This is a genomic window from Streptosporangium sp. NPDC023963 (assembly GCF_040639135.1).
Lineage (GTDB): Bacteria > Actinomycetota > Actinomycetes > Streptosporangiales > Streptosporangiaceae > Streptosporangium.
The window spans coordinates 153,524-174,633 of sequence record NZ_JBEZZK010000021.1 but is presented as its reverse complement, the minus strand read 5'-3'; the positions used below and the strand labels follow the sequence as shown (position 1 = coordinate 174,633).

Below are 21,110 nucleotides of genomic sequence, written 5' to 3'. Positions count from 1 at the left end.
TGTGCTCGACCGATCTGGCCGCCGGACGATGGCCATCGTCCGGCGGCCGGAAATCAGCGGCTTTCGATCACGGCCCGGGGTCAGCCCCCCAGCCGTGACGGCCGCAGCGGGTTGTGCCCGACCTCCAGCAACGCCCGGCGCCGGTCGTCGTCGTCCTCGTCGACCGCTCCCTCGGCCAGCGTGTCCTCGACGCGGTCGACGGCCTGCCGCATCGTCTCGACGTCGTCGGCGGTCAGGTCGGCCTTCCGCTTGCCGAGAACCTGGAGCACCTGGCGCCCGAGCGGCGGCATGGCCGCCTCGGGGCTCACCGCGTCGGCACCGTTCGCCGACGCGGAGGCCGAGGCCAGCAGGAAGGCCCTCAGCTCCTCCGACGTCATGTTCACGACCTCGTGGAACTCCTGCCACACCAGGTCGAGGATCAGATCCGATTCGTCGGCCATCATGCTCTCCTCTCTCATGACAGGCCGGTACGGCCACGCCCCGGACACGAACCGGCCACCGGCGAGAGTGCGCGCGACGGCGGGCGCACGGCCCGCCCTACCCCGGCTTCCACACCGATAACACGAGAGCCGGGGCACGGATGGGGAAAGGGACCTCCACAGCCGGATGAGAGCCACCTTCGGGTGGGGCCCTCCACAGCCGGATGGGAGCCGCCCTCGGGTGGGGCCGCCCTCCGAGCGCACGCCCCTGCCCGGACAGCGGCGACCGGCCGAGCCCTCCGAAACAGAATTCCCTCGGACGGGCCTTCTGGAAAAGTCCTCCAAAGAGGGAAGGCGACCCTGCCGGAGAGTGACCTCATGCGACCAAGGACATTCAGCCGCTATTTTCTTAAATGTCAGAATTTAAGATGAAATTTGTCGCCAGAGTTGAGCCCGCAATTCCCGATCCGGCGTGACCTCGGCCTTTCTCTTCGGCGGCGATCCCGGACCAAGGCTTTGTCTTGTGCGGGGTGAACGCCCGGATGCCCCTGAACTAGCGTTTTGTGTGACATCGATTCCACATATTTCTGGAAACCGGATTGGCGCCCTTCAGGACCAGGCGGCATGCCGGACTGAAACATCAGAGACGGAGTGACATGTTCAAGCACGTTCTCACCATCGGCACATTGGCGGCCTCCGGCTTCATCGTCGCCATGACGATGCCGGTTCAGCCCGCCGGGGCGAAAGCGACACCCCAGGAAGCCGCTCCGGTATCCGTACTTCCGAGTGATCCGTCCCCCGGCGGTCACCGACAGCACCGCTCCTCACCCGGCCATTACCAGCCCCGCTCCGCACCCGGCCTCCGGCAGCACCGTTTCTCACCCGGCCGCCGGCAACAACAACCCGAGGCCGGCCGCCGGCAGCAACAACCCGAGGCCGATCGCCGGCAGCAACAGCCCGAGGCCGATCGCCAAGGCGGCTCCTCGCCCGGCCGCCAGAAGTACTCCTTGCGCGGCAATCAGTACTTCTGGCCCGGCAGCCCCTTCTAGTCGAGAGGTTCCGAAGCGGGCCGGTGGTCGTTGACGATCGGTGACCTGGTGGTCGGCGCGCCGGCCCTGTCGTCGTGCCGGATCGCCGCGCCGTCGCCGGGACGCACCGAGCGGGAACGGCCGGTCAAGGCACCGCGTTCCTTCGAACCCGTCGTCGGTCCTCACATGAGACGTGTCACGAGGGTGTCCAGGCCGGTCGCCACAAACCGGCCTTCGACACCCTCATCCTGCCCGGTGGCCGGTTCCGCGGTGCCCGGGCGCGGCCGGCCGTCAGCCGGCCGCGCCGTCACCTCGGAACGTCCCGTCCAGGACAGACCCCTCCGAGGCAAGCCCGACCGGCCGGCCCTCCTCAGGCGGGGTTGTCCACCGTGAAGCGCACTCCGGAGAAGCGGCTCCGCCACTCGGTGACCTCCGGCGCCACGGTGCCCGGGTCGACGTTCTCGTCCAGGCCCCGGGCGACGAACGCGGCCAGCTCCGGCATGTCCGCCTCGGTCATCCCGAGCCTGACGATTTCCGGCGTACCGACGCGCAGGCCGTTCGTGTCCCTCTCGACCGCCTCCGACGGCAGGCCGATGCCGCAGGCGAGAAGGTTGGCCTCGCGCAGCCGCCGGGCGGCCCGCTGGCCGCCGCCGTAGCGGTGGGCCAGGACGGCGAACTGGTGGGAGCGGGTGCAGCCGCGTTCGGCGGCGAAGACCGGGACCCCGAGGGCGAGCAGCTCCTCCGCCAGCCGCCGCGCGGTCGCGACCATCTCCCGCGCGTAGGCGGGTCCCGCGGCCTTCCAGTCGAGCATCGTCATGGCGAGCGCCGCGGTCTTGCCCGCGTCGAAGTTCGCGGTCAGCCCCGGGTAGGCGATCGCCTCGAGCCGCTGGGCCAGCTCGGCGTCGTCGGTCACGACGAGGCCGCCCGCGGGACCGCCCAGGCTCTTGTACGTGCTCATGGTGATCAGGTGGGCGCCCTCGTCGAGCGGCTGCGGCCAGACCTTCCCGGCGATCATCCCGCACAGGTGGGCGGCGTCGAAGAGCACGCGGGCGCCGACCGAGTCGGCGATCTCGCGGATCCGGGCCACGGGATGGTGGAACAGGTTGAGGCTGCCGCCGATGGTGATCAGCTTCGGCCGTACCCGCCCGGCGAGCTCTCGCAGGGCGTCGACGTCCACCGTGTAGCCGTCGGACGTGACGGGGGCGGGAACGATCCGCAGCCCGTACAGGCCGGCCGCGCCCGGCTGGTGGTGGGTGACGTGGCCGCCGATGCTCGCCGGAGGGGCGATGATCGTGTCACCGGGTTCGCAGGTGGCCATGAACGTGTAGAGGTTCGCGAGCGCCCCGGAGCCGACGCGCACCTCGGCGTAGCGCGCGCCGAAGACCTCCGCGACCAGCTCGGCGGCGACGATCTCGATCTGCTCGATCGCCTCCAGGCCCATCTCGTACTTCTCACCCGGGTAGCCCAGCGACGGCCGCGACCCGAGGTTGGCCGAGAGCAGGGCCTCGGCCCGCGGGTTCATGATGTTCGTGGCCGGGTTCAGGTTGACCGACTCTATGTCGTGGATGCGGTGGTTGTCGGCCACCAGTCTTTCGATCTCGCTCTGGACCGTGGAGGCGGTCTGGTCCGTCACGGCCTTCAGGACGGACTGGACGCGATCCTCGGTGGCGGCGGGCACCCAGGGACGGTGGGCGAGGGCACGGGGCATCGGGTGATCTCCTGGCCGACAGGCAGACGGCTGTCGCGATGACGTCACGGTGTCTGCCACACGACGTTAGATCGCCGACGACGCCCGGCGCATCAGGTGAAAGATGGGCTTTCTAGCTGCTTTTTCCTACATTTGCCGGAAAAAGATCACTTCTTCCACAGAGACCCCAGACGCACCTTCCGTCTCCCCGTACCGACGGCCTCTCGGTCCCGGAACGGGACCGCTTCGAGGCCGCGTGACGGGACCGCCGAGCCGCACGACCGGGCCGCTTCGAGGCCGCCCGGCAGGACCGCTCGAGCCGCACGACCAGGCCGCCTCGAGGCCGTGCGACGGGGCCGCCTCAGGACCGCACGACGGGACCCATTTAAATGAGTGAGCAACTCACTCACTCCTTGGATAGGATGCCCGGCGTGACATCGACCTCGCAGCGGGCGACCCCCCTCCCCCCCGACGAGCGGCGCGCGGCGCTCGTCGCCTCCACCCTGTCGCTCGTGCTCGCCGAGGGCCCCGACGTGAGCACCCGGCAGATCGCGCAGGCCGCGGGCGTGGCCGAGGGGACGATCTTCCGGGTCTTCACCACCAAGGACGAGCTCGTGAACGCGGCCGTCGCCAGCGCCTTCGACTCCTCCCCGCTGCTGGACGAGCTGGAGGCCGTCGATCGTACGGCTCCCCTGGACGTCCGGCTCGTCGCGGCGGTCGAGATCCTGCAGCGGCGCACCGCGCGCATCTTCCGCGTGGTGGACGCGATCGGGCTGAAAGCCCTCGAGGCCGGCCGCAACCACCAGAACCTCTCCGAGGAGAGCGCCCTCATCCGGCAGGCGCTCACCGACCTGATCGAACCCGCCCGCGACCGGCTGCGGCTCGAACCGCGCGAGGCCGCGCGCCGGCTGCAACTACTGACCATCGCGTGCACCCATCCCCGGCTCGTCGAGAACGACCCGGTGGCAGCCTCGGAGATCGTCTCCATGCTGCTCGACGGGGTCCGCCTGCGCCCCGGCGCCCCCGAACCGCTTCCCTGACCCCGACGGTCCGGCGGTCCGGCGGTCCCGACGGCCCGACGGTCCCTACGGCCCTGCGACCCCGGTCCTCTCCGTCTCGACCCGACCCCCGACCCGATCCGCCCCGACCCGATCCCTCGCCTCGACGTCCTCCTTGACCTCAACCGAGGTTCACGTCGCAGGCTGATCCCCGACACTCCCTGGAGGAGATCCCCATGATCCCGGTTACCGGGGCGACGGGCGAGACCGGCCGGCGGCCGGATCCCCGGCACGACGCCCCTCGCCCGGCCACCCCACGTGAAGAGACCTCATGCTGACCCGCCTGCTCCGCACGTACCTGCGCCCCTACTCGTGGGTGCTGACCGCCGTGGTGGTGCTGCAGCTCGTCGGCACCATCGCCTCCCTGTACCTGCCCAGCCTGAACGCCGACATCATCGACCGAGGCGTCGCCACCGGCGACACCGGCTACATCCTGTCCGCCGGCGGCTGGATGCTGCTCGTCTCCCTCGTACAGATCGCCTGCTCGATCGCGGCGGTCTACTACGGCTCCCTCGCGGCCATGGGCTTCGGGCGGGACGTCCGCTCGGCCGTCTTCCACCAGGTCGGCGGGTTCTCCGCCAGGGAGGTCTCCCAGTTCGGGGCCCCCTCGCTGATCACCCGCGGCACCAACGACGTGCAGCAGGTCCAGATGCTCGTCGTGATGACCTGCACGATGCTGGTCGCCGCGCCGATCATGGGCGTCGGCGGCATCATCATGGCCCTGCGCCAGGACCTCGGCCTGTCCTGGCTCATGCTGGTCTGCGTCCCCGCGCTGCTGGTGTCGATCGGCCTGATCATCACCCGCATGGTCCCCCAGTTCCGCGCGATGCAGGACCGCATCGACACGGTCAACCGGGTGCTGCGCGAGCAGCTCACCGGCATCCGCGTGGTGCGCGCCTTCGTCCGCGAGCGCGAGGAGACCCGCAGGTTCGCCGAGGCCAACCAGGCGCTGACCGACACGTCGCTGCGCGTCGGACGGCTGACCGCGCTCATCTTCCCGACCGTGATGCTGATCCTCAACGTCTCCAGCATCGCCGTGCTCTGGTTCGGCGCCGCGCGGGTGGACAGCGGCGAGATGCAGGTCGGCGCCCTCACCGCGTTCCTCATGTACCTGATGCAGATCCTCATGTCGATGATGATGGCCACCTTCATCTCGATGATGATCCCGCGTGCCGCGGTCTGCGCCGAGCGCATCGTCGAGGTGCTCGACACCGAGTCGTCGGTGACACCGCCCCGCGACCCGGTACGGCAGGTGAGCGGGCGCGCCGAGCTGGAGATGCGCGACGTCGAGTTCCGCTACCCGGGCGCGGCGGCACCGGTGCTGTCCGGCATCTCCTTCCGCGCGGAGGCGGGACAGACCACCGCCGTCATCGGCAGCACGGGCTCCGGCAAGACGACGCTGATCTCCCTGATCCCCCGGCTGTTCGACGCCACCTCGGGCACGGTGTCGGTCGACGGCGTCGACATCCGCGACCTCGACCCCCAGACGCTCTGGACGCGCATCGGCCTGGTGCCGCAGCGGCCGTACCTGTTCAGCGGCACCGTCGCGAGCAACCTGCGGTACGGCAACCCGGACGCGAGCGACGCGGAGCTGTGGGAGGCGCTGGAGGTCGCCCAGGCCCGCGACTTCGTCGAGGCGATGCCCGAGGGTCTGGAGGCGCCGATCGCGCAGGGCGGCACGAACGTGTCCGGCGGGCAGCGGCAGCGGCTCGCCATCGCCAGGGCGCTGGTCAGCAAGCCCGAGATCTACCTGTTCGACGACTCGTTCTCGGCCCTCGACCTGGCCACCGACGCGCGGCTGCGGGCCGCCCTGCGCCCGCACACCGCCGACGCCGCCGTCGTCATCGTCGGCCAGCGGGTCTCCACCATCGCCGACGCCGACCAGATCATCGTCCTGGACGACGGCGTGATCGTCGGCCTGGGAACCCACGACGAGCTGCTGGATTCCTGCCCCACCTACCTCGAGATCGTCGAGTCCCAACTAGCCGCGGAGACCGCAGCATGAGCGACCGGCCCACGACGACCACGCGACCGCGCCCCCCGCGCCCCCCGGGTCCTCCGGCCGGAGGGCCCGGCTTCGGCCGCGGTCCCTTCGGCGGAGCCGGGATGCCCGCGGAGAAATCGATGACCTTCGGGCCGTCCGCGCGCCGGCTGATGCGGCGCCTGGATCCCGACCGCCCGAAACTCATCATCGTGATCGCCCTCGCCGTGACCAGCGTGGTGCTGAACGTCATCGGACCGAAGATCCTCGGCCACGCGACGGACCTGATCTTCACCGGGGTGATCGGCAAGCAGCTGCCCGCCGGCACGACCCCCGAGCAGGCGATCGCCGCCGCCCGCGCGTCGGGCAACGACAACTTCGCCAACCTGCTCGCGGGGCTGGAGGACTTCGTACCGGGCCGGGGCATCGACTTCGGCGCGCTGGGCACGGTCCTGCTGTGGGTCCTGGGCATCTACGTCGCGGCGTCGGCCTTCGCCTGGATCCAGGGCTACGTGCTCAACGACGTGGTGCAGCGCACCGTGTTCCGGCTGCGCGAGGACGTCGAGGACAAGCTGAACCGGCTCCCCCTGCGGTTCTTCGACGGCCAGCCGCGCGGCGAGCTGCTCAGCCGGGTCACCAACGACATCGACAACGTGTCCCAGACCCTGCAGCAGACGATGAGCCAGCTGCTGACCTCGCTGCTGACCGTGATCGGCGTGCTGGCGATGATGTTCTTCATCTCGCCGCTGCTCGCGCTGATCGCCCTGATCACCATCCCGCTGTCGATGGTCGTCACCGCGCAGATCGCGAAGCGCTCGCAGAAGCACTTCGTCGCGCAGTGGGCCCACACCGGCACCCTGAACGCCCACATCGAGGAGGCGTTCACCGGTCACGAGCTGGTGAAGGTGTTCGGACGCCGCCCCGAGGTCGAGGAGGTGTTCAGGCAGCGCAACGAGGAGCTGTTCAAGGCCAGCTTCGGCGCCCAGTTCGTCTCCGGGATCATCATGCCGACGATGATGTTCATCGGGAACCTCAACTACGTCGCCATCGCCGTCGTCGGCGGCCTGCGGGTCGCCACCGGGTCGATGAGCCTGGGCGACGTGCAGGCGTTCATCCAGTACTCGCGGCAGTTCACCCAGCCGCTCACCCAGGTCGCCTCGATGGCCAACCTGCTGCAGTCGGGGGTGGCCTCGGCCGAGCGCGTCTTCGAGCTGCTCGACGCCGAGGAGCAGGCCCCGGACCCCGCGGTCCCGGTGCCTCCGACCGTCAGGCGGGGCCGTGTCGAGTTCGAGCACGTGTCCTTCAGCTACGACCCGGAGCAGCCCCTCATCGAGGACCTGTCCCTGGTGGCCGAACCCGGGCACACGGTCGCGATCGTCGGCCCGACCGGCGCGGGCAAGACCACCCTGGTCAACCTCGTCATGCGCTTCTACGAGCTGGACTCGGGACGGATCACCCTCGACGGCGTCGACATCACCGCGATGCGCCGCGACGACCTGCGCTCGCACATCGGCATGGTGCTCCAGGACACCTGGCTGTTCGGCGGCACCATCCGCGAGAACATCGCCTACGGCAACCCGCAGGCCACCGAGGAGCAGCTCCAGGCCGCCGCCCGCGCCACGTTCGTCGACCGGTTCGTCCGCACGCTGCCCGACGGCTACGACACCGTGATCGACGAGGAGGGGAGCAACGTCAGCGCCGGGGAGAAGCAGCTGCTGACCATCGCCCGCGCCTTCCTCGCCAACCCGTCCCTGCTCATCCTGGACGAGGCCACCAGTTCGGTCGACACCCGCACCGAGGTCCTGGTGCAGCACGCCATGGCCGCGCTCCGCTCGGACCGCACCAGCTTCGTCATCGCCCACCGGCTGTCCACCATCCGCGACGCCGACCTCATCCTGGTGATGGACGCGGGGCGCATCGTCGAGCACGGCACCCACGACGAGCTGCTCACCGCGAGAGGCGCCTACCACCGCCTGTACTCGGCGCAGTTCAGCGGCGCCGTGGTCACGGACGACGAGGAGTCCGCCGTACGCTGAACCCCGCCGCACGCCCGGCACCACCCGCATGTGCACACCGTGCGGGCGGTGCCGGGCGTCGTCGCGCCGGGCACCGCGGATGTCCGGCACGGCCGCCGGTCATCGCCACGACCCGCCGCCCCGCTTTCTCGGCACCCCACTGTTCCGCTGCCCCGACGCCCCGCCACCCCGGCGGCCCGGCGGCTCAGGAGGGCGCGCTCCAGAGCGGTCCGGCCTCGACACCGACGCCCTCTCTCCCCAGGTACGTCCGGCCCGTGCCACGTCCCCTTGACTTCAACCGAAGGTGAGGTCGCAGGCTGGCCTGGACATCCCCACCATCGAAGGAGAACCGCATGATCCTGGTCACCGGAGCGACCGGCAAGGTCGGCGGGCAGGCCGTGTCCCGGTTCCTCGACGCGGGCGTCGCGGTGCGCGCGCTGACCCGCGACCCCGCGTCCGCGACCCTCCCGGAGGGCGCCGAGGTCGTACGCGGCGACCTGGCCGACCCCGCCACGCTGGACGACGCCCTGGACGGAATCGAGTCGGTGTTCCTCGTCTGGCCCACCCTCTCGGCCGACCACGCGGCACCCGCGACCATCGAGGCGATCGCCGGACGCGCCAGCCGGATCGTCTACGTCTCCGCGCGCGGCGTCCCCGACCCCGTGCCGGGCGCGCCCGAGCAGGACCCGCACTCGATCCTCGGCTCCCACGCCCTCGTCGAGCGGCTGATCGAGCGGTCCGGGCTGGAGTGGACGTTCCTGCGGCCCGACGGGTTCGCCGCCAACACCCTGATGTGGGCCTCGCAGATCCGGGAGACCGGGACCGTCCGCTGGATCCACGGAGCCGCCTCCAGGGCGCTGATCCACGAGGGTGACATCGCCGCCGCAGGGGTGAGCGTGCTCACCGGCACCGGCACCGGCCACGCCGGGGCGAGGTACGTGCTGAGCGGCCCCGAGACCCTGACCCAGGTCGAGCAGGTGACCGTCATCGGCGAGGCCGTCGGCCGGCCGGTCCGCTGGGAGGAGCTCTCGCCCGAGGTCGCGTTGCGCGGGCTGCTCGACCAGGGCTGGCCGCCCGCGGCGGCGGAGGAAATGATCGACGCGTACGGGCAGATGGTGACCTCCCCCGAGCCGGCCACCTCCACGGTGGAGGAGCTCACCGGGAGGCCGGCCACCCCGTTCCGGCGGTGGGCGGCCGACCACGTCGGCGACTTCCTCTGACGCGCCCCGAGCCAGGGCCCGCATGAGGTTCAGAGCATGAGATCGCCTCAGCGCCGGCCATTCGGCTCGGCAGGTCACCGCTGGACGGTCAGGGCACCACACGTCTCATTTCGTCCTATATGGGACGCTCGCTGCCATGCAACTGAGAAGCGGAATAGCTGATGACATTTTTCCCATCGTTGCTCTGCACGTGGACAGTTGGCGTTCAGCGTACGCGGGGATCATGCCCGACAGCTTCCTGAACGGACCCCTGGCCGACGATCGGCTGGTGTTGTGGCGGGAACGGCTGACTTCGCCCGTACGGGGATCGGGGCTGTTCGTCGCTCGCGACGGCGACGGAGAGCTGGCCGGCTTCGTCTACCTGCTTCCGGCTCCCGGCGGGCGGATCCTCCTCGACAACCTCCACGTGCGGCCGGGGAGCACCGGCTCGGGCATCGGAACGCGACTGCTGCGGCGAGGGCTGGCATGGGCGGCGGACGAGCACCCCGGCAGGGAGGTCTATCTGGAGGTGCTCCGTGCGAACACGCGCGCCATCGCCTTCTACGAACGACACGGCGCCCGCCGCACGGACGAGCGGATGTGCCGTTTCCCGCAGGGCTTTGAACTGCCCGAGTTCGAGTACGCCTGGCCGACGACCTGATCGGCCGGGTACGTGGGCTCCAGTGGCGAGGTATGACGAGATCACGCGAGCGGTGCGCCTGACAGGACCGCATCGTCCGGTGACAGAGTTCCCGCTTCACATCCAGAACGGCGAGGCGTGGTCCCGCTGGAGCGACGAACCGTGATCTAGGCCGTCCACGCGGAGGTGAAGCGCTGCCAGGCGAGCTGTTGCTGCTCGGGGGAGGCGTCGGCCTGCTCGGCGCAGTCCAGGCGCAGATGCCGATCCCCGAACGGTTCGTTCAGGTAGTCGCAGTGGTGAGGGTTCGCGGAGTCCGCGTGGACGTACGGCTGGAAGAAGCGGCAGGTGACGCAGATGCGTTGCGGCGGGATGTCGCCGTTCTGCTGCAACGTGCGGATCAGCTTGATCAGCGACCGTAACATCGCGGTCTGTTCGCGGGAGTCGAGCGTTTCGACGGCGCCGCTCAGGAAGCCGGGCCACTCGCTCGCCTGATCCGCCGTCGTCTCGCCGGCGGGGGTGAGACGCAGGGTCACGGATCGTTTGTTCGCTCCGGGCTCCTTCACCACGAGCCCTTTCTCCACGAGCGTGCCCACGGCGTTGCTCGCGGTCGCGGCCGAGACGCCCAGGCGGGCGGCGAGGCCGCCGAGGCTCGTCGGCCGCCCGCGCAGCAGTTCCAGGGCCTGCGCCTGGGTCGGCGTCACGCCCGCGGGCCCGGCGCCCTTCCACGCCCTGCTCCGGAGCACCATGCCGATCTTGGAGAGGCCGCTCGTCACGCGCCTCGCGACAGGCTCGCTGATCGCGTCGAAGCCCTCAGTCATGTTTAGCACTCCTAACTTTGGCTTGACGTGGCACCGTTCAGCATTGATAGTACTGCTAACGGTTGATTGAGCCAAGCGTTCCAGGGCGATCACCTGCGCGGACTCTGTTCGCCATGCCCACGTCGCGGCGCTTCTGGTGCCCGGCCTCAATTACGACCGTGAGACTTCTGGTCTCAACATTCGGACGTGCGCGCAGACAGTGCACGTTCACGGCACCTCACCCATCTTTTGATGATGACAGGAGCACCACTCGATGTCCCGTGTCAAACTGATCGACGCTCAGGGCGCTACCGGTGAGTCCAAGCCTCTGCTGGACGACATCACCGCGACATTCGGCACGACGCCGGCCATGTTCAAGGCCGTCGCCAACTCACCGGCCGCGCTCAAGATGATGTGGGCCGGCTTCGGGGCCCTCGGCGGCGGACGCCTGGGCGCCCGCCTCGGCGAGCAGATCGCCGTGCTCGTCGCCGACCGCAACAGCTGCGAGTACTGCCTGGCCGCCCACACCGCCCTGGGCCGCAAGGCCGGCGTCTCCGCGGAGGACATGAGCCGGGCCCAGGACGGCCACTCGCACGACCCGCGCGTCGGCGCCGCGCTCGGATTCGCCGCCAAGCTGGTGGAGGACCGCGCGCAGGTGACGGACTCCGACGTCGAAGCGCTGCGCGCGGCCGGCTTCGACGACGAGGAGATCGTGGAGCTGGTGGCGCACGTCGCGCTCAACCTCTTCACCAACTACGTCAACGTCGCGCTGTCGGTCCCCGTCGACTTCCCGAAGGTCGCCCTGCGCAAGGCCGGCTGACCAGGCGGGGGCGGGCGGCGGGCGAGTCGCCCGCCGCCCGCGTCCCGCCCCGTCGGCCCCTGGCGCGTACCGCTTTCCCGAAGCGACCCAACTTTCCGGAAGCGACCCAACGAAATCGGCCCGACGAAATCGGCCCGGCCAAGAGGAGTCCCGTATGCACGCGGTGGTGAGCAGGCACGTCCCGTTCGAGGGCCCTGGCCCGATCGCGCCGGCGCTGTCCGCGGCCGGCACCGAGGGGCGGATACCCAGCTGGGCCGAGCACCCGCCGGCCACGGCAGGTGAGCGGCGGTGACCGCCGGACGGGTGCTGGTCGTGTCCACCGGGGTCGTGCGCCCCCTGCCCTGGCACGGACGCACCGTGGCGTCGGGTATCGGGAAGAGCCCCGTCCACGGGCCGGTCGAGGTCACCCGGCTCGGCGTGACGGGCGACGAGCAGGGGGACCGGAAACACCACGGAGGTCCGGACAAGGCGCTCCTGCTCTACCCCGTCGAGCACTACCGGGCATGGGCCCGGCTGCTCGGTCACCTCACCCCGCCCGCGTTCGGGGAGAACCTCACGATCTCCGGGATCGTGGAGGACGACGCCGTGCTGGGCTCGGTCTACGCCGTCGGCACCGCCGTACTGCAGGTGACCCAGCCGCGCAGGCCCTGCTACAAGCTGGCCGCCCACCACGGCATCGCGGACCTGGCCGTCCTGACCCAGCGCAGCGGCAGGACCGGCTTCTACTGCCGGGTGCTGCGCCCCGGCCGGCTGGAGGCCGGTGACGGCCTCGACCTGCTGTTCAGCCCCGGCCACGGCATCACCGCCGCCGAGGCGCACCGCGTGCTCAACGTCGACCGCGCCGACCTGGCCGCCGCCCGGCGCCTGCTCGACCACCCCGAGGTGCTGCCCGACTCCTGGGCCGGGCTGCTCCGCAAGCGCCTCGACGGGCAGCTCGACGACCAGGGGGAACGCCTGCACGGCTCGGCGTCGACCGGACCGGCGGACACCGAGCCCGCCGTTCCGCCCGGCACGACGAAGGAGACCGCATGACCACCCGTACCCGCGTCCCCGCGAACGCCGTTCTTTCGAATCGAGACGCGCGCCCGGCTCAGGCCGCCACGTCGAGGACGACGCGGAACCGGGCCTCACCGCTCATCATGCGTTCGTACGCCTTCGGCGCCTCCGCCCACGGCACGGTCTCGATCATCGCGCGGATACCGTGCCGCCCGCTGAAGGCGAGGTTGTCCTCGTTCTCGATCGAGCTGCCGGTGAGGCTCCCGCTGAGCGTGCGGGTGCCGAAGATGAGGTCCGCGGTGTTGACGGAGATGGGGTCCATGGCGGCTCCGACGACCACCATGCGGCCGCGAGGCGCGAGCCCGGTGACCAGCCCCGTCATCGAGGCACCGCTCGCGGCCGTCGCGATGATCGCGGCCGCGCCCCCGAGCTCCCGCAGGGCGGCACCCGGGTCCTCACTGGAGCTGTCGATGTAGTGGTCCGCGCCCAGCCGCCTCGCCAGCTCGGCCTTGCCCGTTCCCCGGGCGATGGCGGCCACGCGGTAACCGAGCCTGGCGGCGTACTGCAGGCCGAGGTGACCGAGCCCCCCGATCCCCTGCACGGCCACCAGGGCTCCCGGGGGGCCGTCCACCTGCTGCAACGCCTTGAACGTCGTGAGACCGGCGCACAGCAGCGGCGCCGCCTCGACGGAGCTCATGCCCTCAGGAATGCGTACGAGCCCGCTGCCCCTGGCGAAGACGACCTCGGCGTAGCCGCCGTCCACGGTGGTCCCCATCTGGTGCTGGTTCGCGCAGTTGACGAAGTCACCCCTCCGGCAGGGGTCGCACTCACCGCACTGACCGCCCAGGAACCCGACGCCCACCCGGTCCCCCACCCGCCAGCCGGTCACGCCCTCGCCCACCGCGTCGATGACGCCGACGATCTCGTGGCCGGGAACGACGGGCCGTTCCGGGTCGGCCCGGACTCCCTCGACGGCGAGGAAGTCGGTGTGACAGACCCCGCAGCTCTCGACCCGGATCCGGACCTGCCCCACGGGCGGCTGCCGGAGCTCGCGGGTCACGAGCTCGAACTTCCGCGATCCGGTCACTTCGAAGGCACGGTAGGTGGACATCGTTCTCCTCCTGGGGGTTCGTCATGGGGGTTCGCACCCGCTTCGCGACCGTGGCGGCCGGCGAAACGGTCCCGGAGGTGTCCCGGGCGTTTTCAATATGACCGGTCGTCTTAAAAGTGTCAACAGCACTGTGACCTGGCGGGATCTCTCGGCCCCTCGGTTTGACAGCACCCAAGACGACCGGCCATATTGGGGGCGAGGGGGCAACCATGGCCAGGAAGAGCATGCGCGCGGAGATCGTCGGGGCCGCGCTGGAGCAGTTCCACATCCGGGGCTACAACGCGGCCGGTGTGAAGGACATCACCGACGCGGCCGGCACGCCGAAGGGGTCCTTCTACAACCACTTCGACAGCAAGGAGTCCCTCGCCGTCGTGGCCCTGGAACACTACGGCGCCGGGCTTCGCATGGAGGATCTCGCCGACGGCGAGGTGGAACCCCTCACCCGCCTGCGCAGGCACTTCGAGTTCCTCCGCGACGAGACCGTGCGGCACGGATTCACCCGGGGATGCCTCATCGGCAACTTCGGCGCCGAGATCGCCGATCGCAGCGACGTCATCCGCACGGCCGTGCACCGGAGTTTCCAGCAGTGGACCGCCCTGATCGCGGCGGCGCTCACCGAAGCCCGTCACGCCGGGTCGGTACGCCCCGACCTCGACCCGGAGGCGACGGCCCGCTTCCTTCTCGGCGCCTGGGAGGGCACCCTCGTCGTGGCCCGCGCCGACCGTTCGGTGAGCGCCTTCGACTCCTTCTTCACCGTCGCGTTCGGCACGCTGCTGGCCCGGGGCGACGATCACACCGGCGCATGACGGACTCCGCGAGCTCGCGACCGCGCCACGTACCGGAAGCCGGCCGATCGGGTGAGGGCGGGCACCGGGCGATTCGCCCGGTGCCCGCCCGTCCCCGTCACGCCGGGCGGCCCGGAGGATTCACGACACCGGCGCCGCTATTGCGGATGGTCGTTCTCCGTCACCATCGGCGTGTCCTGGTTGATTCTGATGATCTTCGTCGGCGGTGGTGTGGCACCCGCCGGGGGGTCGGTGGCCTGGCGCTTGCCGGCGCCGGCTTGACCAGGGGGCTGCGCGGGGGGATGGACCGGAGCGTGAACCGGGGCATGGACTGGCGGAGGAGCCGGGAACAGCGTGTGAGAGAAGCCGATGATCTCCCGGATATCGACCTCCAGTTGCTTCCAGTTCACCTCCTCGTCGCCGTGGGCGCGGAGTTCGAGGGGGACGAGGCGGTATGACACGCCGCCGGCCAGGTAGTGGTCCGGTTCGTGGATCTCCTTCATCCCGCCGAAGACCCGCTCCACGGAAACGGTGGGCACGCCGGGAAGGAGCAGCGCGCTGTTCAAAAACGCGCCCACCGTCAGCCGGTTCACCTCCGATATCGCAGTGTCCTCATCTTCCTCGGGATTGCATGTCGTCAGGGTTTCCAGGTCACGTATCGGGCCGCCGTCGGGACCGTTCTCGCTCCCCTCGGGCGCGCCGGCCTCGAACAGGTCCCCGGGTGATTCCCTACCGGTCGGCGCGGCACTGATCGCCCTGCCCTCAAGCGCCGGGACGAGCGCGTCATCCAGAATCGACCACGGGAATCCGAATTTCGGGTCCTGCTGTTCCTGGTAGACCTTCTTGTAAGAGGGCAGGAATCCCGCCAAGTTCTGCCATTCGTTCAGAGCCTGGTCGACATAGTCGCGATTGAGAGTGATATCGCGTGCGCTCGCCCTCAATTCCGAGAGATTCCAGGCGTCCTCCGGGTCATCGGAATTCTTGGCCTCGGCCGCCGCGATGTCGGCCAGGATCGTGGCGAGGTCGGCCTCGGCGTCGGCGTACCGCTGCTCCCTGTGCCGCTGCGCGCTCGCGACCTGCACAGCGACGAACGCGTTCAGATCCTTCAGCTCCGCGTCGTCCGTGTCCGCGAGCAGGGTGGCGAACGCCTGTTCCTTGAGGAACCACTGCACCTGTTCGGGGAGCGTCTTCGCCACCTCTCGCAAAGGGACGCGCGACAGCGCGACGGCCTTGTTCTTGATCTGTCCCGCACCCTCCACGTACGAGTGATCGATGATCGCGGCGACCTGGGTGTACACCAGGGCGACGAATCCGCGGAGCGTGGTGCGCTCCTCCTCCGTCACGGCGATCTGCCTTCGCCCGGCCCACTGGGTGAACATGATCTCGGCCGCGGTCCCGGCATGTGCCGCGCGAACACAGCTGATCTTGGCGAAGGGTCGTTTGCCCACCGCGCGCGCCTTCTGCCCGATCCAACGCAGGGCTTCGTCGAGCTTGCCGATCGGAACCCCGACCGTATAGTGCACGAAAAGGTTTTCCACCCCTTTGTCGGACACCATGTAGACCTTCTTTTTCGGTCCCGCGATCCTGAGGTCGGATTCGACGAAAGCTCCGGCACCATTGGTTCGGGTCACCCAGAAACCGAGTTTCTGCAACGACAGTAGTTTTACCAGGGAGGTCCTCCCCTTCGGGGAGTACAGCACGTCGGCGACCCCTCTGAGTCCGGCCAGCAAGGGACCGACCGGGTCACCCGGCGCCAACTGGTCGAACGGGTCGGTGACGAACTCGACGTTCGAGTAGTCGATGGATTCACCACTGTCTTTCACCTCGTCCGCGTCGCGGGCGTCGGTCAGGAGCCGGAACCGGCCTTCCTTGAAACCGGCGAGCAGTTCGTCGCCGTCGAACATCCCTCCGTCGGCGTTGGTGACGCGCCTGTCCAGTTCGATCTCGAATCCCATCACGCCGTCACAGTAATCCCGGCCGCGAACAATGCCCATGACGCTATTGACTCGTTCCAATGACAGTTTCCGGAAAGGTTCTCACCTCCTCGATACGGATGCCCGCCAAGACGCGCGTGCCGTTCCCTCCCGCGCGGTACGAGGGGTGGAGCCCCGAGCACGGTGATCGGTCAAGCGAGGTCGGCACGATCACCACCACCGGGTCCACGGACCGGGCACCCGTACGGGGCCGCCGGGACGGTGGGCGGCGGGCAGGACCCGAGGCTGCCCCGCCCGTGCGGGTGGGGCAGCATGGAGGGGTGAGCGACGGTACGAGCACGCTGGCGGAACTGCTGGCCGAGGGCGGCGTCCTGGTGCTGAGCGGCGCCGGGATATCGACGGAGTCGGGGATCCCCGACTACCGGGGGCCTGGCGGGACCCTGAACCGGCACACCCCCATGACCTATCAGACGTTCACCGGCGATCCGGTGGCCAGGCGGCGCTACTGGGCCCGCAGCTACATCGGCTGGCGGGCGATGACCCGGGCGACGCCGAACAGCGGCCACCGCGCGGTCGCGTCCCTCCAGCGGCGAGGCCTGGTGTCCGGCATCGTGACGCAGAACGTCGACGGCCTGCACCAGGCGGGCGGCGCCGGGGCGGTCATCGAGCTGCACGGCAACCTGCGGGACGTGGTCTGCCTGGGCTGCGGCCACACCAGCCCGCGCGAGGAGCTGGACCACCGCCTGACCCAGGCCAACCCGCGGTTCGGCGCCCTGCCCACCGCGATCAACCCGGACGGTGACGTCGAGCTGCCGGACGAGGAGATCGACGGTTTCCAGGTGGTCGAGTGCCGGGCGTGCGACGGGGGGATGCTGAAGCCCGACGTCGTCTTCTTCGGGGAGACCGTCCCCGCGGAGCGGGTGCGCGAGTGCTACGCGCTCGTGGAGGGGGCGCGCCTGCTCCTGGTTCTCGGCTCGTCCCTGACGGTGATGTCGGGCCGCCGGTTCGTGCTGCACGCCGCGAAGCTCGGCATCCCCGTGGCGATCGTGAACCAGGGCCCGACCCGGGGCGACGGCTACGCGGCCCTCACCGTCGACGCCCCCCTGGGCACGGTCCTCCCGGAACTGGTCCGCCTCATCGACACCGGGGCGGTGCCCACCGGCTCGCCGTACTGATCCGCCGGTACGACCGCGACCCGTACGACGGCACCGGCGCGGCGAGGTCCGGGGTCGCGTTCCGTCTGACACGTCGAGCCCCTCGCCCCGCCGGAGGCGGACCTTGGTCCGGTCCCGCAGGTGGTCCTCGTCGATGCCCGCGGGCCGGCGACGATCTCGCGGGGAGCCGTTGGGGTCAGGGGTTCCAGAGGCGGGCTATCCGGGGTGCCGCCCGGGCGGCCTGGGCGCGGCCCGCCCGGGCGGCGGGGGCGCGGCGGGCCGGGTCCAGCATGCCGCCGAGACCCCTGCCGACGACCTTCTTCCATGCCTCCGGCTCGGGCTCGATCAGCGCCGCCTCGGCGGCCGGGCCCAGCTCGGCGATCTGCTCCGCCACCCCCTTCATGACGCCGCCGCCGCGTGTCACGGGCGCGAGCACGACGACGCGGTCGTGGCCGGCGGCCAGGTCGACGTTGCCCGGGGAACACATGCCGCCGTCGATGTACCGCCGGCCGCCGACGGTGGCCGGCGGGCGGGTGCCCGGTCCCGCGGTACTGGCCGCGACGCAGTCCACCAGGTCCGCCCCGCTTCCGGCCTCGAACGTGACCCGCTCGCCGGTCCCGGCGTCCACAGCGGTGATCATCAGCGGCCGATCCGGCCACTCGTGTGTCCCGCCGAGCCACCGGGCGATCTCCGCCCGGCGTTCGGCCTCCGGCGCGGTCCTGGCGGCCAGGGCGATCCTGCCCATGCGGGTGCCGAACTCGGTCGCGGTCCTCGACCGGCTCAGCGCCCAGACAAGGCGCACCAGGCCGAACGCCGAGGTCCTGGGAGCATGCTCGCCGTCCGGTGGCGCGAGCTGCCCGCCGTACAGGTGCTCGACACCGACGCCGGCGGCGAGCTGCGCGCCCACCACGGCCCCGGCGGACGTGCCGATCACCAGATCGGCCTCGCCCAGGTCGACACCGTGCTCGGCCAGACCGGCCAGGACGCCGATCTCCCACGCGATGCCGACGATCCCGCCACTACCCAGCACCAGCGCTCTGCCCGCCATCGTCTCTCCTCCCCGTCCCCTGCTGGACCTGCTCGGACATGCTCAGCTGCTCGGACCTGCTCAGATCTGGTCCGCCGTACGGTCGGCGAAGCCGAGAACGCGGTCGGTGACCAGGTCGGGCGCCTCCAACGGGATTGCGTGGCCGATGCCGGGCACGATCTCCGAGTGGCGCAGCGGCAGGAGCCGCCGGGCACGGGCGAGTGCCCGGGCGGGCCGCATCAACGTGGTGCGGGCCGCGAGGATGAGCTGCGTGGGCACGGTCACGCGGCGGAGCTCGTCGTCGGTGAACCGCCGCGCGGGACTGCGGTGCGGGCGGAAGGCGTGGGCGCCGAGCAGAACGGGATCCATGATCTCGGAGCGCTCGACCAGGGCGTGCACGGCCAGAAGGCGGGCCAGCGGGGGCCGCCAGGACGCGGGCGCCCGCATCGCGAACACCGCCGCGAACAGGCCGAGAAGGAACCGCGCGGGCACCTTCTCCAGGCCGCCGGGGTCGAGCAGGGTGACGGAGGCGAGCCGCTCCGGCCGGTGGACGGCCTGGTTGAGCACGAGCCAGCCGCCGTAGGAGAGGCCGACCAGATGCGCGCGGGTCAGGTCGAGACCGGCGAGGACCTCCGACAGCCAGGCCGCGGCGTCGCCGGAACCGGTCACTGGCCTGCGCTGCACGCTGCCGCCGGGATCGTCGATCGTGTCGATCGCGTAGACCGGACGGTGCCGTCCGAGTTCGGCCACCTGGTGGTACCAGGTGGAGGCGTTGGCACCGTGCCCGTGGAGCAGCACGATCGGCTCCCCCGCCACCGGCCCGCGGCGATAGACCCGGGTGATTCCGAACCCGGTCTCCACGTCGATCGTGTCGTGGGGCGGCCACAGTGTCATCGCGGTGTCGTAGGCGGCCCGGAACTCCCGTTCCGCCGCCTCGCTGGTGAAGTGCCCGACCTGAGCGCGGGTGCCGCCGTCCATGATCTGCCCCTTATTAAGTTGGTACAGACGTATAGGGTACGGTTGTACCAACTAATCGAGGCCCTGTCCATGGAGAGGTCGCATGAGCCGCGCCGACAACCGGGAGAGCCGACGCAACGACATCGCCGAGGCGCTCCTGCGGGTGATGGGCACGCGCGGGCTGCACGCCGTCACGATGCGCGCCGTCGCCGCTGAGGCGGGCGTCTCGCTCCACCTGGTACAGCACTACTTCGACACCAAGGAGCAGCTCACGCTCTTCGCGCTGCGGCGGCTCGCGGAGCAGATGGCGGAGCGGCTGAAGGCGAAGCTGGCCGGGACGCACCGGCCGCGCGAGGTGCTGGAGGCCATCCTCACCGAGTCGATCCCGGCCGACGAACGCAGCCGGACCTTCCACCTCGCCTACACGTCCTACGCGGTGCTGGCCGTCACCGACGAGGCCCTGGCCGCGCACCCCTTCCTGGCCGCACCGGACGCGATGGAGTCGTTCGTGGCCGGCCGGCTCGCCCAGGCACAGGACGACGGCGACATGGCGGCGGACCTCGACCCCCGTACGGAGGCGATCGTGCTGCTGGCCACCGCCGCCGGACTGGGCATCGCCGTGCTGGCCGGGCAGCGCGACGCGGAGAGCGCCCTGGCGGTGCTGCGCGGGCGGCTCGCCCGGCTCATCCCCGCGTGACCCTGGCCCGCGTGACCCTGGCCCGCGTGATCTCAGCCCGCGTGATCTCAGCCCGCGTGACCCCGGCTCATTTCCGGTCCGGCACGCCCAGCACGGACCGTACGACGGTGTCGGTGTCGGCGAGGTCCCCCAGCACCAACTCGGGACCGGCCTCGCCCAGGACGCTCGCGTCGTTGAAGCCGGTGGCCACCGCGATCACCCTCGCCCCGCCCTCGTGACCGGCGCGGACGTCGTTCGGCGTGTCACCGATCAGCACGGTGTTGCGTGCGGTGAAGGGCTCCCCGTACTTGCCGGCGGCGCGCTGCTGCGCGAGGGCCACCAGCGCGGCGCGGTCCTCGTGGTCGGTGCCGTACGCGCCCACCTCGAAGTCCACGAAGCCGTCCAGCCCGAACACGGTGAGCTTGCCGACCGAGACCGGCTCGGTGTTGCCGGTGAGCACCGACTGCACCACGTCCCGGCGTTCCGCCAGCGCCGCGAGCACCTCACGTGCCCCCGACAGTGCCCGGCCGCGCTCCCGCATGACGGCCTCGCGTACGACGAACGCCTCGGCGAGGGCGACGTAGAAGGAGTCGAGGAGCCGGTCCGACACCTCGACGTCGTGCGCCTGGAGGATCTCGGTGATGATCGCCCGCTCGGTCCGCCCGGCCACCTGCACCGAGTGCTCCAGCCGGCGGCCGGTGGTGGCGTGCAACGCGTGGTCATAGGTGTCGGCGGTGACACCTCCGGCGTCGATCAGCGTGTGGTCGATGTCCCACAGCACGAGCGTTCTCGGGGAGCTCACCGCCCGAGCATAACCAAGCCCGGA

21 protein-coding genes are annotated in these 21,110 nt (G+C 70.5%); 12 read left to right on the top strand and 9 right to left on the bottom strand.

Annotated features, from left to right (window positions below):
* Window positions 1–80 precede the first annotated feature (80 nt).
* Window positions 81–440, bottom strand: coding sequence for a DUF3140 domain-containing protein (locus AB0F88_RS39580; RefSeq protein ID WP_362696374.1), 360 nt, complete (start codon window positions 438–440; stop codon window positions 81–83).
* A gap of 635 nt (window positions 441–1,075) precedes the next feature.
* Between AB0F88_RS39580 and AB0F88_RS39575 the strand changes: the two genes are divergently transcribed.
* On the top strand, window positions 1,076–1,468 hold the full coding sequence (locus AB0F88_RS39575; RefSeq protein WP_362696372.1) for a hypothetical protein: 393 nt from the start codon (window positions 1,076–1,078) through the stop codon (window positions 1,466–1,468).
* Here AB0F88_RS39575 and AB0F88_RS39570 read toward each other — a convergent pair.
* Together AB0F88_RS39570 and AB0F88_RS39565 are read right to left on the bottom strand one after the other, a co-directional pair.
* Window positions 1,465–1,596: a hypothetical protein gene (locus AB0F88_RS39570; RefSeq protein WP_362696370.1), complete on the bottom strand. Its 132-nt coding sequence runs from the start codon at window positions 1,594–1,596 to the stop codon at window positions 1,465–1,467. The two genes, AB0F88_RS39575 and AB0F88_RS39570, sit on opposite strands and share 4 nt — an antisense overlap.
* A 221-nt stretch (window positions 1,597–1,817) precedes the next feature.
* Window positions 1,818–3,155 (bottom strand): aminotransferase class I/II-fold pyridoxal phosphate-dependent enzyme, encoded by a 1,338-nt coding sequence (locus tag AB0F88_RS39565; protein ID WP_362696368.1) that lies wholly within the window; start codon window positions 3,153–3,155, stop codon window positions 1,818–1,820.
* A gap of 410 nt (window positions 3,156–3,565) precedes the next feature.
* Between AB0F88_RS39565 and AB0F88_RS39560 the strand changes: the two genes are divergently transcribed.
* From AB0F88_RS39560 to AB0F88_RS39540, 5 genes are all read left to right on the top strand, one after another.
* Entirely contained in the window at window positions 3,566–4,174 is a 609-nt protein-coding gene (locus AB0F88_RS39560) for a TetR/AcrR family transcriptional regulator (protein WP_362696367.1), read from the top strand.
* Window positions 4,175–4,463: 289 nt separating this feature from the next.
* A complete protein-coding gene (locus tag AB0F88_RS39555; protein ID WP_362696365.1) occupies window positions 4,464–6,197 on the top strand; it encodes an ABC transporter ATP-binding protein in 1,734 nt (577 codons plus the stop codon).
* A gap of 101 nt (window positions 6,198–6,298) precedes the next feature.
* Window positions 6,299–8,209, top strand: a complete 1,911-nt coding sequence (locus tag AB0F88_RS39550; protein ID WP_362696363.1) for an ABC transporter ATP-binding protein — start codon at window positions 6,299–6,301, stop codon at window positions 8,207–8,209.
* A gap of 332 nt (window positions 8,210–8,541) precedes the next feature.
* Window positions 8,542–9,408, top strand: a complete 867-nt coding sequence (locus AB0F88_RS39545; RefSeq protein ID WP_362696361.1) for an NAD(P)H-binding protein — start codon at window positions 8,542–8,544, stop codon at window positions 9,406–9,408.
* A 223-nt stretch (window positions 9,409–9,631) separates the two neighbouring features.
* Entirely contained in the window at window positions 9,632–10,048 is a 417-nt protein-coding gene (locus AB0F88_RS39540; RefSeq protein WP_362696359.1) for a GNAT family N-acetyltransferase, read from the top strand.
* A gap of 146 nt (window positions 10,049–10,194) precedes the next feature.
* Here the strand turns inward: AB0F88_RS39540 and AB0F88_RS39535 are convergent, their stop codons facing one another.
* Entirely contained in the window at window positions 10,195–10,845 is a 651-nt protein-coding gene (locus tag AB0F88_RS39535) for a MarR family winged helix-turn-helix transcriptional regulator (RefSeq protein ID WP_362696357.1), read from the bottom strand.
* Between the two features lie 253 nt (window positions 10,846–11,098).
* Between AB0F88_RS39535 and AB0F88_RS39530 the strand changes: the two genes are divergently transcribed.
* The 3 genes from AB0F88_RS39530 (at window position 11,099) to AB0F88_RS39520 (ending at window position 12,676) form a co-directional block, all read left to right on the top strand.
* Entirely contained in the window at window positions 11,099–11,644 is a 546-nt protein-coding gene (locus AB0F88_RS39530; RefSeq protein ID WP_362696355.1) for a peroxidase-related enzyme, read from the top strand.
* Between the two features lie 154 nt (window positions 11,645–11,798).
* Window positions 11,799–11,936, top strand: a complete 138-nt coding sequence (locus tag AB0F88_RS39525) for a hypothetical protein (protein WP_362696353.1) — start codon at window positions 11,799–11,801, stop codon at window positions 11,934–11,936.
* Entirely contained in the window at window positions 11,933–12,676 is a 744-nt protein-coding gene (locus AB0F88_RS39520) for an MOSC domain-containing protein (protein ID WP_362696351.1), read from the top strand. Before AB0F88_RS39525 ends, AB0F88_RS39520 begins: the two co-directional genes overlap by 4 nt.
* 58 nt (window positions 12,677–12,734) lie before the next feature.
* Here AB0F88_RS39520 and AB0F88_RS39515 read toward each other — a convergent pair whose 3' ends face one another.
* Entirely contained in the window at window positions 12,735–13,751 is a 1,017-nt protein-coding gene (locus tag AB0F88_RS39515; RefSeq protein ID WP_362696349.1) for an alcohol dehydrogenase catalytic domain-containing protein, read from the bottom strand.
* A 209-nt stretch (window positions 13,752–13,960) separates the two neighbouring features.
* On the opposite strand from AB0F88_RS39515, the gene AB0F88_RS39510 reads away from it, so the two are divergent.
* Window positions 13,961–14,557, top strand: a complete 597-nt coding sequence (locus AB0F88_RS39510; protein WP_362696347.1) for a TetR family transcriptional regulator C-terminal domain-containing protein — start codon at window positions 13,961–13,963, stop codon at window positions 14,555–14,557.
* 137 nt (window positions 14,558–14,694) lie between these two features.
* On the opposite strand, the gene AB0F88_RS39505 is transcribed toward AB0F88_RS39510, so the two are convergent.
* Window positions 14,695–16,530, bottom strand: coding sequence for a hypothetical protein (locus tag AB0F88_RS39505; protein ID WP_362696345.1), 1,836 nt, complete (start codon window positions 16,528–16,530; stop codon window positions 14,695–14,697).
* A gap of 260 nt (window positions 16,531–16,790) precedes the next feature.
* Between AB0F88_RS39505 and AB0F88_RS39500 the strand changes: the two genes are divergently transcribed.
* Complete coding sequence (locus tag AB0F88_RS39500; RefSeq protein ID WP_362696343.1) at window positions 16,791–17,645, top strand: NAD-dependent protein deacetylase; 855 nt, start codon at window positions 16,791–16,793, stop codon at window positions 17,643–17,645.
* A gap of 175 nt (window positions 17,646–17,820) precedes the next feature.
* Here the strand turns inward: AB0F88_RS39500 and AB0F88_RS39495 are convergent, their stop codons facing one another.
* Both AB0F88_RS39495 and AB0F88_RS39490 read right to left on the bottom strand, forming a co-directional pair.
* Window positions 17,821–18,672: a patatin-like phospholipase family protein gene (locus AB0F88_RS39495; RefSeq protein WP_362696341.1), complete on the bottom strand. Its 852-nt coding sequence runs from the start codon at window positions 18,670–18,672 to the stop codon at window positions 17,821–17,823.
* 60 nt (window positions 18,673–18,732) lie between these two features.
* Window positions 18,733–19,629: an alpha/beta fold hydrolase gene (locus AB0F88_RS39490; protein WP_362696339.1), complete on the bottom strand. Its 897-nt coding sequence runs from the start codon at window positions 19,627–19,629 to the stop codon at window positions 18,733–18,735.
* An 82-nt stretch (window positions 19,630–19,711) separates the two neighbouring features.
* Here AB0F88_RS39490 and AB0F88_RS39485 point away from each other — a divergent pair, with 82 nt between their 5' ends.
* The gene (locus AB0F88_RS39485; RefSeq protein ID WP_362696337.1) at window positions 19,712–20,305 is read left to right on the top strand and encodes a TetR family transcriptional regulator; all 594 of its coding nucleotides are present in this window, start codon (window positions 19,712–19,714) and stop codon (window positions 20,303–20,305) included.
* 67 nt (window positions 20,306–20,372) lie between these two features.
* Here the strand turns inward: AB0F88_RS39485 and AB0F88_RS39480 are convergent, their stop codons facing one another.
* Entirely contained in the window at window positions 20,373–21,086 is a 714-nt protein-coding gene (locus tag AB0F88_RS39480; RefSeq protein ID WP_362696335.1) for a haloacid dehalogenase-like hydrolase, read from the bottom strand.
* Window positions 21,087–21,110: the final 24 nt, after the last annotated feature.